Origin of the sequence: Aporhodopirellula aestuarii, from assembly GCF_023701485.1 — a bacterium.
In the GTDB taxonomy this organism is placed as follows: domain Bacteria; phylum Planctomycetota; class Planctomycetia; order Pirellulales; family Pirellulaceae; genus Rhodopirellula; species Rhodopirellula aestuarii.
The window spans coordinates 1-14,467 of record NZ_JAMQBK010000133.1; the positions used below are offsets into that span (position 1 = coordinate 1).

The 14,467-nt window shown below is 54.0% G+C and carries 14 protein-coding genes and 1 pseudogene; 5 read left to right on the forward strand and 10 right to left on the reverse strand.

The window, feature by feature from the left end; genetic code table 11:
- Together NB063_RS31255 and NB063_RS31260 are read right to left on the reverse strand one after the other, a co-directional pair.
- On the reverse strand, positions 1–331 hold a 331-nt coding region (locus NB063_RS31255; protein ID WP_250933642.1), incomplete at its 3' end, for a DUF1559 family PulG-like putative transporter.
- Positions 328–897 (reverse strand): carboxypeptidase-like regulatory domain-containing protein, encoded by a 570-nt coding sequence (locus NB063_RS31260; RefSeq protein ID WP_250933644.1) that lies wholly within the window; start codon positions 895–897, stop codon positions 328–330. The genes NB063_RS31255 and NB063_RS31260, both read right to left, overlap by 4 nt.
- A gap of 204 nt (positions 898–1,101) precedes the next feature.
- Between NB063_RS31260 and NB063_RS31265 the strand changes: the two genes are divergently transcribed.
- Positions 1,102–1,281 carry a hypothetical protein gene (locus NB063_RS31265; RefSeq protein WP_250933646.1) on the forward strand — a complete coding sequence of 60 codons (180 nt, stop codon included), beginning with the start codon at positions 1,102–1,104 and terminating at the stop codon, positions 1,279–1,281.
- 172 nt (positions 1,282–1,453) lie between these two features.
- On the opposite strand, the gene NB063_RS31270 is transcribed toward NB063_RS31265, so the two are convergent.
- The 4 genes from NB063_RS31270 to NB063_RS31285 all read right to left on the reverse strand — a co-directional run bounded on the left by NB063_RS31270 (position 1,454) and on the right by NB063_RS31285 (position 4,379).
- Entirely contained in the window at positions 1,454–2,614 is a 1,161-nt protein-coding gene (locus NB063_RS31270) for a DUF3293 domain-containing protein (RefSeq protein WP_250933648.1), read from the reverse strand.
- Between the two features lie 101 nt (positions 2,615–2,715).
- Positions 2,716–3,111 carry a TspO/MBR family protein gene (locus NB063_RS31275; RefSeq protein WP_250933650.1) on the reverse strand — a complete coding sequence of 132 codons (396 nt, stop codon included), beginning with the start codon at positions 3,109–3,111 and terminating at the stop codon, positions 2,716–2,718.
- 359 nt (positions 3,112–3,470) lie between these two features.
- Positions 3,471–4,028 (reverse strand): hypothetical protein, encoded by a 558-nt coding sequence (locus tag NB063_RS31280; RefSeq protein WP_250933652.1) that lies wholly within the window; start codon positions 4,026–4,028, stop codon positions 3,471–3,473.
- 168 nt (positions 4,029–4,196) lie between these two features.
- Complete coding sequence (locus NB063_RS31285; protein ID WP_250933654.1) at positions 4,197–4,379, reverse strand: hypothetical protein; 183 nt, start codon at positions 4,377–4,379, stop codon at positions 4,197–4,199.
- Between the two features lie 469 nt (positions 4,380–4,848).
- Between NB063_RS31285 and NB063_RS32705 the strand changes: the two are divergent.
- The 4 genes and pseudogenes from NB063_RS32705 to NB063_RS31300 all read left to right on the forward strand — a co-directional run.
- A pseudogene (locus NB063_RS32705) lies at positions 4,849–5,643 on the forward strand (exosortase/archaeosortase family protein); the annotation flags it as partial.
- 303 nt (positions 5,644–5,946) lie between these two features.
- Positions 5,947–8,142, forward strand: coding sequence for a tetratricopeptide repeat protein (locus tag NB063_RS31290; protein WP_250933656.1), 2,196 nt, complete (start codon positions 5,947–5,949; stop codon positions 8,140–8,142).
- Positions 8,136–8,819: an exosortase-associated EpsI family protein gene (locus NB063_RS31295; protein WP_250933658.1), complete on the forward strand. Its 684-nt coding sequence runs from the start codon at positions 8,136–8,138 to the stop codon at positions 8,817–8,819. The genes NB063_RS31290 and NB063_RS31295 overlap by 7 nt, the downstream gene beginning before the upstream one ends.
- A gap of 25 nt (positions 8,820–8,844) precedes the next feature.
- Positions 8,845–9,849, forward strand: coding sequence for a S1 family peptidase (locus NB063_RS31300; RefSeq protein ID WP_250933660.1), 1,005 nt, complete (start codon positions 8,845–8,847; stop codon positions 9,847–9,849).
- Positions 9,850–10,125: 276 nt separating this feature from the next.
- On the opposite strand, the gene NB063_RS31305 is transcribed toward NB063_RS31300, so the two are convergent.
- From NB063_RS31305 to NB063_RS31320, 4 genes are read right to left on the reverse strand one after another with little or no spacing between them, the layout of a single operon-like run.
- Positions 10,126–11,067, reverse strand: coding sequence for a GNAT family N-acetyltransferase (locus tag NB063_RS31305; protein ID WP_250933662.1), 942 nt, complete (start codon positions 11,065–11,067; stop codon positions 10,126–10,128).
- Positions 11,067–12,398: a diaminopimelate decarboxylase gene (gene lysA / locus NB063_RS31310; protein WP_250933664.1), complete on the reverse strand. Its 1,332-nt coding sequence runs from the start codon at positions 12,396–12,398 to the stop codon at positions 11,067–11,069. Before lysA ends, NB063_RS31305 begins: the two co-directional genes overlap by 1 nt.
- Positions 12,388–13,998 carry an acyl-CoA ligase (AMP-forming), exosortase A system-associated gene (locus NB063_RS31315; protein WP_250933666.1) on the reverse strand — a complete coding sequence of 537 codons (1,611 nt, stop codon included), beginning with the start codon at positions 13,996–13,998 and terminating at the stop codon, positions 12,388–12,390. The genes lysA and NB063_RS31315 overlap by 11 nt, the downstream gene beginning before the upstream one ends.
- A complete protein-coding gene (locus NB063_RS31320) occupies positions 13,998–14,306 on the reverse strand; it encodes an acyl carrier protein (RefSeq protein ID WP_250933667.1) in 309 nt (102 codons plus the stop codon). Before NB063_RS31320 ends, NB063_RS31315 begins: the two co-directional genes overlap by 1 nt.
- Positions 14,307–14,467 lie beyond the last annotated feature (161 nt).

The following is a 14,467-nucleotide window of genomic DNA, read 5'->3' on the forward strand; positions in this document are numbered from 1 at the left end:
AACGTGCGATTGCCCTGGGGTGATTCCAGGAAACGTCCCAATCGAATTTTTCGTATACCGCCTGGTGGTCAATATGGCCTAAGACTCGTGACACCCACGTGTGGGAAATTTGTTTCTTGTGGAATCTAATAAATCCACGAGGAAATACATTATATGTTGAATGGTACGAGTTGACGGCAAGCCCGAGTTGCTTAGCGTTGTTCATGCAAGTAACGCGTCGCGCTGCCTCGCGTGCAGACTGAACGGCGGGGATCAATAGTGCAACTAAAATGGCAATGGTCGCAATAACAACCATCAACTCGAGAAGTGTGAATGCGTGGCGTTTTTTCATTTCTCATTTTCCATGGGCACAAGTTCGACCTCGAAGTCAAAACGGTCGTTTTCCAAAGTCACTTCGGCGGATAAGGTTGTTTGGGTATTGAATTTGGAGGGCACAATGCTCGCAAGCTCCTCTTCCATGGCATCTTCATCCATGACTTGTTCTTGCAGCACATCTCCCTCCCTGCTGACTAACTTAAAGATCCGAACAATGTATTTCCCTGACGGGGTTCCTGCTCCCCCGTCGTCCTGTTCCAGGGAGTAGTTCCCGTCTGAGCCGGTGACTGCGGAAGCATAGACATTCGGCTCGGCGCCATCGAAAACAATGGTTGCGCCCGCAAAGGGTTGTCCATCGGCTGTCACTCGGCCGGTGACGGGGAGCAGCGGTTGGCTCGAAGAGCATCCCAACAAACAACTGGCAAACAGAGACAAGACCGCCAACATCTGGCGGCCTGTGAGGGGGACGCACAGCGCGCTGGGGAAAAACTGGGAGAGCTGCGTCCATACCCTTAGCGTCTTCACTGGCTGGCTGCCTTCGTTATTTCTTCGTTGACTAGATCCGCCATGACCGTTATCCATGCGTCTTCGCTGAGTCTACGATATCGCATCGGTGGGCATCCTTCGACTCAAAGCTGTTTCTGGCCCATTTGTCGGGCAATTTTACCAGAGATGGCGGGCGATTCCCATTATTGGGCCAGAGCTGGTGCGATCCGTCGTTGAAAGAACCCACACCTAAAGAGCCCGCACCTTAAGAACCCGTCGAGTGAGTCGGAAACTGCTTGTATGGCGAAACGATACGACATCATTGGGGACATTCATGTACATGCGGAAGAGCTGAAGGCGTTGCTGTCTGATATGGGGTACAGCCGGCACGGGCTGGGCTTCCGGCATCCTGATCGGAAGGTCGTTTTTGTGGGTGACTCCGACGCCGCTGGCGGCCAGCGTGGCCTGCACCGACCATAGCGTGGCGAAGGACGGCAAGCTGGTAGCTTATCGCTGGGACGGCGAGTCGGTTCTCACTGCGGACAAGTTCCGTTGGGCGAGAGGAAGGGTGACGAGCGTTGAGCGCTGAGTGACGAGCGACGAGCGACGAGTTGGCCATGGATTGGCACTGGCCTGTTCGTTTGCGGTAGCGTTATACGTGTCGACTCGTCTCTCCCTTGATTTCACCGTCGGCCCGTACGACGATCTTTTTGTCTTTGGTTAGCTTGAAAACCGCGCGCTGACCGTATTTCCTCGCAAGATCCAGAATCTCGCTTTGGTCCACGCCGCTCACCAGAAAGCTGTTCTCTTTCCAGTTTCCGCAGCGTGAGCTGCCAACCACTTCGATGATTTGGCCCGCTTTGCGTTTCAACACTTTTTGCAACATCTGATTGCGATGTTCGTTGGCTTGCTCCGATTGGAAACCTTCGAAAGGGTTGGCGGCCGTGATGACGTACGCGGGGGCGGGAATCGGCAGGTCAACGCACCCCGGTCCCGCGTAAACCTCACCGTTGAGACGATCGACAATGATCGAGTCGCTGTACGCACTCCAGATTTGTGGTCGCTCCTCTAGCATCCGCATCGAGTCGTGCATCAGTTTCTGGATGTGAAGAGTACGTTCGAGGATGCTGGGGTCCTCTGATCCGACGTCGGTTAGTCGATGAGTACCCGCCAACTGATTGCGTATCGTCACCGCCCAACTTCCGATGCGTTTGAAATTTTGCTTGGAGTAGCCCGAGTCTTCAACAAATGAGTCGATCATCGCGAGGTCATTGAACAATTCCGAGAGATACGCAATTCCTCTGTTGGTTTCGTCGTGGGGCATACCAGGGTCGTTTGCCGGAGGCTCGTCGGAGATCGGTCGATTCGTGTAACTTCCAAACAGACGCCGAAGTGTCCGTTCAAGCGTGATGAGATGTGCTATCACGAAGGCACCAGCCGCGGGCTTGGCGAGGTCCTCGCGAGTGAGGATGCCCTCGACTTTGTTGTCGTGAACGAGGACGAACCAGCGTTTTTTGGCTAATTCGTGGAACGCTGAGTTCATTGACAAATCGACAGCGTGCACGTGACGCTCCGGCAACCCTTTTGAATAGTCGCCAACTCGATGGGATTCCCCGCAGTCGCGAAGGTCATCTCGTTTGGCAATCGAGATCGGGTCTGTCTTGAGGAAGGCGATATCAAAATCATTTGCTTTCATCCAGCAAAGAGTGTCTCTCGCGTTTTCCGTCGGATCGAGCAACGTGATGTCACGGCTGGCGATATCGAGGGCGAGCAGCCAGTGTTCCGGGGAGCGGCCGTCATCGTAGATCGTCATTAGCGCACTAGTCTCTCGTGGTTTGATGATCTCAATCTTTCGTCGAGACGGTTGAAGAAAACGCGGCCATCTCCCAAACGGCTAGTAGAACGCCGAGCCGCTCACCAGTTGTTCCAGGTGATTGAGAATTGCAGGACGCTGGCGATCGTGACCCAGATGAGGTAGGGGATTTGGGCGAGGGCGATCCAGCGGTGGTGGGGCCAGATGGCTTTCATCGACCAGACGATCGTGATCCAGACGATGGTGATATCGAGGGCGGCTAGAGGGAGGTTACGCAGACCGAACTGGATCGGCGTAAAAACGATGTTGGCGATCAGGTTGATGGCGAATGGAATCGCGACGGGCCAGGGAATCTGTTTGCGGATGACTCGGTAGAAGACGTAGCCGAACGTGACCAGGATGATCGGGTAGAGGATCTGCCAGATCGTGCCGATCGTCAAAGGCTCGGGAGTCCAAGCCGGTTTCTCGAGTGCGTCGTACCAGTCTCGCCAAGTCATGTTTGGAAGTTTGGAGTTTGAAGAGTGAAGTTTGAAGGGTGAATCAGTGCTGATGTGTGGCTGAATTTTCCAAGTGTTGAGAACCGTTTCCTCCCCTCGCTCGACCCTCCCGGGGGAGATTGATTCAATTAATACGGGATTTCAAAAGTAGCGGAACGGCGCGAGCCGTCCGGTGACTCGGGACCGGACGGCTTGCACCGTTCCGTTAAAAAAAACGCTCAAACAATCAACGTCCCGAGCGATCCACGACACGAATGGGGCGGCCATTGCTGATCATCTTCGTCCCGTTCGCAGGCCACGTGTTGATATTCACTCATGACGTACTCCGTTTCGAGTAGGAATTTAACCTGGATAATCGTTCAAGTGTCATCTTCTGGTTCGCGTTTTTGCAATGCATCCCCAAGTTGAGCCATGAAGTGGCCAAGTTCGTCGGCGTTTTGCCGTGCTTGTTCCTTCCATTGCTCCTCGGTCAGTTCAAACGCTCGCTCCCCGATCCGCTCGACTTCCAATCGTGTGCTTTGAATCGAGACGCGGCCGTTCGCGTTGCTGTACCACTCCAGGTAAAGACACTTCCGCCAGGTGAACGGCGGCTTTTCGCCGGCCATTAAGCGACGAACCAATTCGTCGTTGGGAATTTCATGGTGCTTGATCATTTGATCGGCAGTGATGTCGCCAACGTGGCCGGATTGATCAAGACTGATGCCAGAAAAGTTGGGCGACGCATCAAGTTCAGGTAATTCCGGCTCGACGCGATGGATGCGAAATTTCCAACCTGCGAGATCGGGGTGGCAGTTGCCGGCTAACTTGAGTTGCAATCGCTGGTCGATCCCGTCAAGTTCGAGCCAACCGACCGTCCAACCGAGCGTAGTGTTATCGAGTTCGCCGGCATTCACAAGTCGCTCGAATCGCCATGCCATATCAGCCCCATGGGGGCAAGTGTTTCAGAATGAATCCGGCTATGATTTTAGCACAAGCAGGTTGAGTCAGGCATGCAGGTCGCGGAATGAGAACGTTAAGACGAGGTCCATCCGAACGTCATGTTCTTTGTCCGAGAATAAGGTTCGGGCTCATCTGTTCCCCGCCTATCAAATTTGCGTGTCTTCGCTGAACCTTTGGTATAGATCAATCAATGGCCCATAGTTTCGCGCATCGGCCTCTTTGATCGCAGCAATGTATTCATCGCGGATCGGACATTCGGTGTTTCGCAAGTCGGTCGCCGGCCACAGTGTTGCCGGCTGGTCGTGTTGCAACAGCCCCACATTTGCCATTCGTCGATTCCATCGACCAATCGTTAATTGTTGCACGCGTGCAACGGAAGCCACGCGGTTGGTGTGGCAGCAACGTATAGTCCTGCAAAACGCGACAAAAGCGGAAAGCTACGTGGGCGGGAAGGAAAACGGCCCGATGCTGCTCGCGTGTATACCTGCACGAACGCGAAAGCTCACACGAGGGGGTGGTGAGTCGGTTTCCGCTTGCCAAATGCTCGGCTGAGTTCATTGGCAGAGCGTACTTATTTCGACGAAAGAACCAGTCGTTCTGATTGGTCCTGATCTCCGGATCAGAACGCTTTGGATGGTCTTCCGCTATTGCTACGGTCGATAGCGCATTGAAGTGTCCTACGCCGACAAATCAATGCCTACCGTGCAATCACATCTTCACGCACCACCAGTAGTTACGCGAATCTCCTGCGAACCGAAGTCAGCTGTGCTACGAAAGCGGCTGTTTCCATTCGCGGTCATGGTTTGGTTTGGACTGGCGTTATTCAGTTATCGTCACGTCATTGGCGAATTGTTTCATCAGTGGCAAACGAACGCTGGCTATTCACATGGCCCTATCGTCCTGCCCATTGCCCCCTGGCTTTTGTGGTGCCGCAGATCAACCTTTCCCGAGGTCGCAAAGCCTTGGATAGCCGGAATTGGATTGCTATTGGTGGCTCATGTTCTGTTGTTCTTCGGCGGGTATTTCTATTTACCGGCCGTGCAGCGTTGGACCATTCCACTCTGGTTAATCGGAATGATCGGAACCATGTGGGGGCGTGCCGTGCTGGCTTGGAGTCTGCCTGGAGTTTGTTTCCTGGCATTCATGATCCCGCTGCCATTCCAGCTGGAAATGCTCGCCAATCAGTTTTTGCAATGGGCATCGGCCTGGTCCGCCTGTGTGATTCTAAGTCTGACATCGATCTTTGCAGTGACCGACGGTTACACGCTAAGGATGGCTACTGGTCAGGTAAGGATTACAGCGGATTGCAGCGGATTGCGAATGACAGTCGCGATTGCCGCGTTGTGCTACGTGATCACTTTTCTCAATCACGGACGGTCCCCCAGCGTTCGACGTCGTGGTGCAGCCGCGCTACGACTTGCATTGCATTTAAGCACGATGATGTTGCTGGTGATTGCTGCTGCTATTTTGGCGAATGCGGCACGCATCATGGTAATGGCTTTGGTGATGGACTGCTTTCGAGTGGATTCCTACACAGACTGGGCTCATGACTTTGGCGATTGGCTTGTCCTTCCCGTCTCGGCTGTTCTGTTTTTGGCATTCCGAGCGTGGCATGGTGACGTCGTTCACGTTTGTCGAACGCAAATCCGTCTACGGCGGCAACATCGCCTACGACGGCCGAGCCGGAGCAGTGCCAACACTCTGCGTCAACGGATTCTCACCAACACGCCAGTCATACGCCTGGCATCGGTGCCGGTCTTCCTTGGCTTCTTGATATTCGCTTCGATCTGGCACTATGAAAGCGAACGCGAGGAATTCACTGTTGGAATGATGGCCGCAGCTCGCAGTCACGAAACAAACCGCGATTGGGAGCATGCCGCAAAATGTTACCGAGAATTGATCGTACTGCAGTCGTCACCACTGGAGGCGAGTTACAGGCATGCCTGGGTTTCACGTCAGGCCGCGACAAGTCTAGCGGAAAAAGAGGAGGCATTTTTCCAGCTTGAGTCCGTCCTAAAACGAGCGCCTTTTCACTTGGCTGCTTTACAATCGCATCTGGATTTAGCCCTTGAGTTGGATAGGGCACCAGCAGCGATTCGCAGTGCCGAGCGACTCTATTCGATTGATCGTCGTAATGTGACCACACTGCAGATGTGCGCGGAGGTCGTGATGCGATATCCAACAGAACAGTTCGTTTTGCCATCAATCTCTAAAGAATCGTTGAGCGAATTGGTTCAGAAATTTGGGCCTGTGCCTCAGTGGCGAGATAGCTTGGTTATCGAATTCGCGAACTACTGCTGCCATCATCCCGATTCAGTAGATAGCCAGCTGACGAGTGCTGTCGGTGCGGCTATTACAACGGCGGCTGATCATATTGGTTCGGCGAAGGCTCATTTCGAATCATGGCATTTCGCACGCATCTTTGGAGAGGAGGACGCCTCGCTTGATTCTGCTCGGAGGCGAATTGACGATGAATGCCCACGAAATGTGGCCTATGAGATCTATTTGGCATCTGCCAAGGACGCCTGGCTCGGCGATAAGCCTGACGATGCAAAATCGTTTCTGACGAAGGCCATCGACATGAAGCAAAACGATTATCGTTGCTACGAGCTACTGGGGGATGTTTATCAAGCACAACAAGAATCATCTCAGTGCACTGTCGCGTATCTTCGCGCTTGGCGATTGGCTGGCGATCACCCTCTGGAACTAGGTATCAAATTAGCAGAGTCACTGGCTCACGGCGAGCGTTACTCCGCGTTGCCCCCATTGGTCAAGACACTAGAGAATGAAGTCCGAAAATCAGCAATCACTCCCGACAGAACATTGCGGATACGGCTACAACTTGTTTATGCGCGATTGGCCATGCGTCAGGCACGACACGAAGATGCATTGCAGAAGCTCGAACGTTGTCACATGTTGGCTACTCGGAACTGCTCACATTCGGATGAACTTGACGAATGGGTGCCGGCCATCGAAACATTACAGGCTCAATGCCTCGTTCGCCTTGGCAAGTATGCTGACACTGCGAGGTTGTTCGAGAATCGAGCTAGCAAAATCGACTCGCCGGCTTATCAATGGAGGGCTGCAGCACGAGCATGGCGAACAGACGGTAACGCGTTCGCTGCGGCACGCTGCTATCGCAATGCAGTGTTTAAGCAAGGGGGCTACTCCGAAATCTGGCTCGAGTATGTCAGTTTTTTAAAGGATACGCGTGGAATCGACGAGGCGGCCCGCGAGGTTACATTTCGGCACCGTCGCGCTCAACAAGGTGCAGCCATCGCCGACCAGGTTCTTGCTCAAGCCTGGGAAATGGTAGGCAGGCCTGGGCTTGCGATTCAGCACTATCGTTTAGCTGCACAACACGAGGCCAAAGATGTTGCCGCTTTGGCAATTGCCTTGGCGCGTCAAGGCCAAGTGCACGATGCGCTCGAACTCATCGCGGATGATAGTTGGTCAGTTAGCGCACCGATTCGAGCGCACACCGCAGCAATTGTGGGTGCCAACGCAGCCAATCTGTCCACCGCATCGAAGGCAACGATCATGCAGATCGTTCAGGATGGAACAACTGCAGCGAGCGACGATGCGACGTTGCTGATGGCTGCGGTGCAGTGGTACACCAGATGCCAATCAACGTCTGACGCAATGGAGTTGCTTAAACGTGTCGTCGCATTGCAGCCGGAAAATGTCATTGCAGCAAACAATCTGGCCATGATGCTGGCTGATGAAGGATGTGAGTTTGAGCGGGCGATTGAATGCATTGACAATGCTCTGAAGCAAACCGGTCCCGTTGCCGAATTTCTTGACACGAAGGGCTGGATATTGGTGCAGATGAACCGTTCGGAGGAGGCCATCCCGTGGTTGATCAAAGCAGTCGAGCAATCTTCGTCCCAAGACCCTATTACGCACTTGCATTTGGCCGCTGCGTACATGGATCATGGTGATCGAGTTCATGCGCGAGAATATTTAGCGGCGGCGAGAGCAGCCCCGATTCTCCCTGAACTGCTTAACACCAGCGAACAACGAGCCTGGGCCACGCTGCAAAAAGAATTCACACAATTGGCTTCTGCTCGGGCGGACGGTGTCGCATGGTAACTCTCACAATAACTCGATTACAAGTAGCTCTGCTTGGCTGCGTCTTGGCATTCGTCAGTTGTCTGATCACGCCCGCTTCGCACTCCGAAAACTCTCAGCCGTGTGCATTCGAGTTGCCGGAGACTCTTGGGACATGGAAACTGCTTGAAGAAGGCAGTCTTCAAGAGAGCGAGTTGGAAATCCTTCATGCGACCGATCACTGGCGACGAGTCTATCGATGCTCCCGAACCAACCACACTGTCGTTGTCACCCTGGTTGCCGGACCAAGTGGCCCTTTGGCTAGCCATCAGCCCGCAGTCTGTTACGCGAGGAACGAGTTTCGCCTGCAGAACGACGCCGTTACTTGGACCGTTCCAGATCGTGATGACATGTTTCGTTTCCAAACACTTGAACCACGTCAAATCGAGCGACCGGCAATGACGATCGCCTATGCATGGCACGACGGCGACCGCTGGCGGGCGCCTCGTGTTCCGCGAATCCGACTTGCTGGCAACGCTGCATTGCAACGTTTACAGATCACCATGCGGCACCCCAGCGGCATGGCACACGACGCACTGGGCACAATGCGACAATTCGTTCAACTGACTGTGGACGCCTCTGACGAATTGCATCGACAACTCGCCACACTGCCCCCATCCTCACAGAACTTCAAGTTGACTGAAAAAGATGAGATTTGAGGTCAAATTACGTATGGAAAGTGAAATGCGAAACCGCAGTTTTTCCTTCAGATGGGCAATCGGATTTGGCTGCTTGTTTCTGCTCGGTACATCTTCCATTCAGCCCGCCAAAGCAGGTACGATTCGCCACGATCGGCCTGATTCTAGCTACACAAGTCTGGCAGCCAGTTATCCCGCCGTGGGCGCCCTGACATGGGGTTCCTATATCTGTTCGGCCACGTTGATTGATGACAATTGGATCCTGTCGGCGGGGCATTGCCTTGATGAAGTGGGGTTATCCGCCAGCGACTGGACGTTTGACCTGAGCGACAGCGGCGGTGGCGTCCATGTAGGCGCCGAACGCTTTGTCAATCCTGGTTGGACGGGCGAACTGTCCGATGGCACCGACATTGCACTCCTACGGCTAGCAACCTCCGAGTCCACGGTTACTCCCGCGACGATCAATACCAATCCGTCCGAAGTCGGTAAAACTGCGACCCACGTCGGTTACGGAGTGACGGGTACGGGCCTGACCGGACATACGGAGCCCGCCGGTACAAAACGGGCGGGTCAAAATGTCGTCGATGTCGATGGTAATTCGGTAACGGGCTATAGCGCGAATATCTTGTTTGAAGATTTTGATAGTGGTGCCGCAGGCGACAATGTTTTTGGTTCCGCGACGCAACTTGATCTTGAATACTTAATTGCCGGCGGAGATAGTGGAGGTGCCGTGTTCATGGACTTTGGCGCTGGTGAAGTGGTCGCCGGGGTCCACTCGTTCATCGCCAGTGTGGATGGCAATCTCGATGCCGACTATGGTGACCTTGCTGGTTCAACGCGAGTTTCCTCCTACTCGTCCTGGATTACGTCCACCGTGGCGGGAAACGATCCCGTTGCGCCCGAGTTATCGTCCTGGCTGGTTTGGTTGGTCGTTGTTATCGGACTTCTCCGGACATCTTTCTTGCGGCTTGCAAATCAAAAAGGGGCAGTCCGAAAAATTTTGGGAATACAGCACGGCAATGCTGATCACCTTGCCAATTACGATGCCTGAGGAGATGCAGGCCTTTACCACCTCAGCCCATTCCATTGCGACGGCAGCTACGGTTTGGCGGTTGCACCGCGGTTAGGTTGTCCCAGTGCTCGACGATGCGGCTCTCTGTGCCAAGAGGTTCCGTTGGACGAGACGAAGTTGGAAGGGTGAAGGAGGAAACCAACTGGTGAGTTCCTTCAAGTCCGACGCTTGCATGCTGTCAATCGGCTCAGAATTGTTAAACAGGCGTAGTCTTGTTTGCTGGTACTGGCCTGCCAAACGCTCACTGGCCCCGCATCAATCAGGTCGCGTCAAGAATGGCAGCAAGTCCGCGGCTCGTTGACGTAGGTGGTGAGTGATATCCGGAAGCGTTGTCAACTTCAAGAAAACGACATCGGAATATAAACCGTCAATGTCGGCGTCGTTGACAGTATCTGATTTCACGAGTGAAGACGCTGGCGACCAAAACTTGAGAGAGCGGTGTAATTGCAGGCCATCGCAATGCCGCTGTTCCATCGCAACGAAACGGACCTGATGCCGAGCGATCAAGGTGGCACGAATCATTGGCTCACACTTCGCGAATAGACCGCGATCGCCGATATAGTGAATATGGCAATACGGCAACCGATGCCGTACGACGTGCGTGTAAACAACATAGCACTGCGTCTGGTCATCTTGGATCAACAGATGGCCGATCGAGTAGGGTTGATGGTCATCAAAGATGCGTCGTTCCGCTTCGCACAGTGCCGGACGAATTTGCTCGGGTTCCCAGATGAACTCGACTTGCGATTTCGATTTCCGGGCCGCAGTTGACTGTCCGATGGGAAGCAAAATCCGCAGTTGGGAGGACAAGTCGCGAAAACCCAATTTCCTGGCAACGGCCCGTATGCGATCGCACGGCGTGAAGTGGGTGATCGTGTAACGCTCACTTAGTTTCTTGAGTGGACGCAGCATCATCAGGCTGTGTCCTCGTTGATCTTCACGAACCCACCAAGTGTGCAGATTGCAAAATTTTCGGCTTTGGCCTTGGATGGATCGGTCACTAAACACCATCCCCATCATGCCGACCAATTCGTCATCGCGCAGCATCGCGTATCCACAATGGCCTTCTTCATTTGGCCAGGGGTAATCAAAGACGTTCCGCCAATCTTGCTCATTGGATAACGGATCGTCGTCAATGAGGAACGAATCATATAGTTTCGGGAACAGATCCGATTGTATTTTCCGCAACTCCAACATTAAACCGTTTCCTCTGCGGAAGCGGGGGCTTGGTCACGAAGAAAGTCCGCAGCGGCACCGCGTCGGCGGATCAATCTTGACTCGCCTCGGTGAACCAGCACTTCGGCAGGTGAATCGTGACTAAGAAATCCGTGCGGGCTGGATGTCCGGGCGTACGCGCCAGACTGAAATACAGCGAAGAGATCGCCCTGCTGCATTGCGGGCAACTCGGCCTTCCGCGCCAAGGTGTCCAGTGGAGTGCAAAGCGGGCCGACGACTTCGGTTGTCTGCACCGCTTGGCAACCAACGCGGTTGGCGACAACACTCGGATAGTTGCGTTTGATCGTCTGGCCCAAGTTCCCAGACGCTGCCAAGTGGTGATGCATCCCGCCGTCGATCACCGCGTAGGTCTTTCCCCGTGACTGTTTCATACGTGTGACGCTGGACAAATAGACCCCCGCTTCCCCCACCAAGAAACGCCCGGGTTCAATGATCAACTTGGCCGTTGATAGCAGCGGATCGGCGTCAATGTTTGCAATTAGGTCAGTCATGCCGCGGGCCAAATGATCCAGGTCCAGCGGCGCCTCTTTGGAGAATGTCGCAATGCCGAGTCCACCGCCAAAGTCAATTGAGCCGAGCGGGCGATTTATCTTTTCAGCCATCCGGCGAGCGATTTGGAGCCCGCGTTGATATTGATCAAGCAAGACGTCAGCACTGAGAATTTGCGTTCCCATGAACAAATGCAGGCCCTCTAAATGGAGGTTTTGCAGTGAGAGTACGCGTTCAACGACTTCGTCCAAACACTCTTCGTCGATACCGAAGGGAGAACTTTGACCACCCATTCGCATCGCTCCGCCACCACCGTCGACGGGATTGATCCGCAGCGATACATCGATCTTTTTGCCGACTGAGCTTGCGATAGCATCGAGCGAGACGGCTTCGTCGATCGATTCGAGGTGCAATTCTCCGACACCGGCTTGCACGGCAGCTTTCAGTTCCTGGATCGTCTTACCAGGGCCAGCAAAAATCAAGCGTTTCGGGGAACAGCCCGCGTGCAACGCCTGGTGCAATTCGCCACCGGAGGCAATTTCCAAGCCGCAGCCATGATCCAAAAAGCACTTCAAGATGGCTGCGTTTGGATTCGCCTTGATCGAATAGTGCAAGTCGAACCGATCCGAATAGACGTCACGTAACCGGGCGATGTTTGCTTCGATGATCGACTGATCGTATACAAAAATCGGCGTCCCATATTGCTTGGCAATCTCGGTAACGGGGATGCCGCCAATGCACAAAACGTTTCCGTCCAGACTGAAACGAGATTGCAGCAAGCGGTTGGCATGATCAATCATCATCGGCTCGCAACGTTGAGTCTTGGAAAATCTTCCGGACGACTGCGTAGTCGTGTTTCCCGTTGGGCGTCAGTGCTATCGAATCAACAAAGCGTACTTGTTTGGGAACCATATGCCGCGGCAGGGCAAGGGAAACGCGGGCGAGCAACTCTGTCGCCGAGTAGGTAGTATCACCTTCGAGCACGACGGCGGCTGCTAAGCTTTGCCCTAGCGTTTCGTCGGGCAATCCAACCACCGCTGCCGTTCGGACACCGGCAATACTGCAGAAAACATCTTCCACTTCGGTTGGGCTAATACGAAATCCGGCAGACTTGATTTGATGATCACGGCGTCCCACAAAGTATAAAAAGCCGTCTTCGTCACGACGGACGAGGTCACCGGAATAACAAACCAAGTCACCTTGGCGGCGACCTGGGGGCGGAAATGGATGTGGCCGCAATACCTGGTCAGTCAACTCAGGGTGCCCCCAGTAGCCCAGCGAAACGGTGGGGCCATGATGAACCAATTCGCCAATCTCGCCCGGGGCACACTCGTTCCCTGATTCATCGACAACCAGTATTTCGGTGTTCGGGATCGCCTTACCCATTGATCCAGGGCGGCTGTCGATCTCTGCAGGTGGAAGATAAGTGGATCGAAAGGCTTCTGTCAGTCCATACATCAAGAACACATCGGTACGCGGCAACTGTTGCCGCAATTGATCGACGATTGATGCCGGTAGTGCGCCGCCCGTATTGGTAACGTAACGCAGGTCTTGCGGGGAATGTTTTTCGAGTCCTGAACTCGGGCGTGTCAACAGAGTCCACAGCGAGGGAACGCCAGCAAGTCCGGTGATCTTCTCTTGGACGAGCGTTTTCACGATGTCGCGACCGAATCGGAATTGAATCATGACTGTTGTTCCTCCGACCAACATGGCCGTGGTCAATTGATTCAATCCGGCATCAAAGCTGAGCGGCAGCGCAGCCAGCAAGCGATCCTTGGCGGTCAGGTTGAGGTATTCCGCAACGATCTCGGCACCAGCGACCACATTCGCATGACTGAGCATGACGCCTTTCGGACGCCCGGTTGAACCCGAGGTGTAGAGAATCCCAGCGAGTTCTTTTTCAGTGCATGAAACTTCGTTCGCCGTCGTCGAATTGGACGCAACAACGGTGTCAAAATCGAGCAGCGTCCAATCGCACCGAATATCCTGATCACCCTGCACGATGACGGTGTTTAAGGTGGGTGCAACGATCGATGCGGACGGCGTTTCGGTTTGACCGGCCAGTTGTGTTAATCGGTGATCGTCGGTGATGAGTAATTTGGCACCACTATCATTCAGAATGTGCGATACCTGAGGCGGAAACAGGCTGTGATGAATGGGGACAAACACGCCGCCGCATTTAGAAGCGGCGAAGATTGCCAAAGGCAGCGAAGCGGTCGGCGGTAGAAAAATCGCGACTCGGTCACCACGCCGGATTCCCGCGGATTGCAATCCTGCGGCCAACGAGTCGACGCGTTGGGAGAAGCTCTGGTAATCCCACCTTCGTGTTCCATCAACAATCGCTTCACGATCTGGAGCCCGGTTGGCACTGTCGTCCAATAAGTGGTGCAGCAGATATCTCATCACTCCGATGTCACCGTCGAATCATCCATCGGGTTGTGGGGGATCCCGAGCTGTGTGCAGGCGTACTTCGCAATCGAGGAAACGGACTCGAAATGATCCGCGACCATGTCGTCATCGGAGACTTCGACGCCGAGTTCATCTTCCAGGTACTCAACGATCTCGAGGGTTCCCATCGAGTCGACAATGCCACTGTCAAGCAGCGAATCGTCGATCGAGATGTTCTGCTGGGCTGCTGCAGGGAAGTGGGCGATCACCCATTGCTGGATGCGTTGAGCGACGGATTGATACGTATCCAAAGTCCGGTCCATGTTGTGGTTGTTGTTTCAACAATTTCTCTGAACGCTAATTTAACTGAAGCGATGAGTTTAACAACAATTCAGTGGCGATCGATTCGGGTATCAGATCGAAGTGAGCCGGTCGCAATCGGCAAAGCGTTAGGCCTTTGCCATTGATAACGAATACGAGGGTC

Bases quoted from the DNA above. Each gene is read 5' to 3' on its own strand.
- NB063_RS31260 (WP_250933644.1), bottom strand. From the start codon at position 897: ATGGATAACGGTCATGGCGGATCTAGTCAACGAAGAAATAACGAAGGC.
- NB063_RS31265 (WP_250933646.1), top strand. From the start codon at position 1,102: ATGGCGAAACGATACGACATCATTGGGGACATTCATGTACATGCGGAA.
- NB063_RS31270 (WP_250933648.1), bottom strand. From the start codon at position 2,614: ATGACGATCTACGATGACGGCCGCTCCCCGGAACACTGGCTGCTCGCC.
- NB063_RS31275 (WP_250933650.1), bottom strand. From the start codon at position 3,111: ATGACTTGGCGAGACTGGTACGACGCACTCGAGAAACCGGCTTGGACT.
- NB063_RS31280 (WP_250933652.1), bottom strand. From the start codon at position 4,028: ATGGCATGGCGATTCGAGCGACTTGTGAATGCCGGCGAACTCGATAAC.
- NB063_RS31285 (WP_250933654.1), bottom strand. From the start codon at position 4,379: ATGGCAAATGTGGGGCTGTTGCAACACGACCAGCCGGCAACACTGTGG.
- NB063_RS31295 (WP_250933658.1), top strand. From the start codon at position 8,136: ATGGTAACTCTCACAATAACTCGATTACAAGTAGCTCTGCTTGGCTGC.
- NB063_RS31300 (WP_250933660.1), top strand. From the start codon at position 8,845: ATGCGAAACCGCAGTTTTTCCTTCAGATGGGCAATCGGATTTGGCTGC.
- NB063_RS31305 (WP_250933662.1), bottom strand. From the start codon at position 11,067: ATGTTGGAGTTGCGGAAAATACAATCGGATCTGTTCCCGAAACTATAT.
- lysA (WP_250933664.1), bottom strand. From the start codon at position 12,398: ATGATGATTGATCATGCCAACCGCTTGCTGCAATCTCGTTTCAGTCTG.
- NB063_RS31315 (WP_250933666.1), bottom strand. From the start codon at position 13,998: ATGAGATATCTGCTGCACCACTTATTGGACGACAGTGCCAACCGGGCT.
- NB063_RS31320 (WP_250933667.1), bottom strand. From the start codon at position 14,306: ATGGACCGGACTTTGGATACGTATCAATCCGTCGCTCAACGCATCCAG.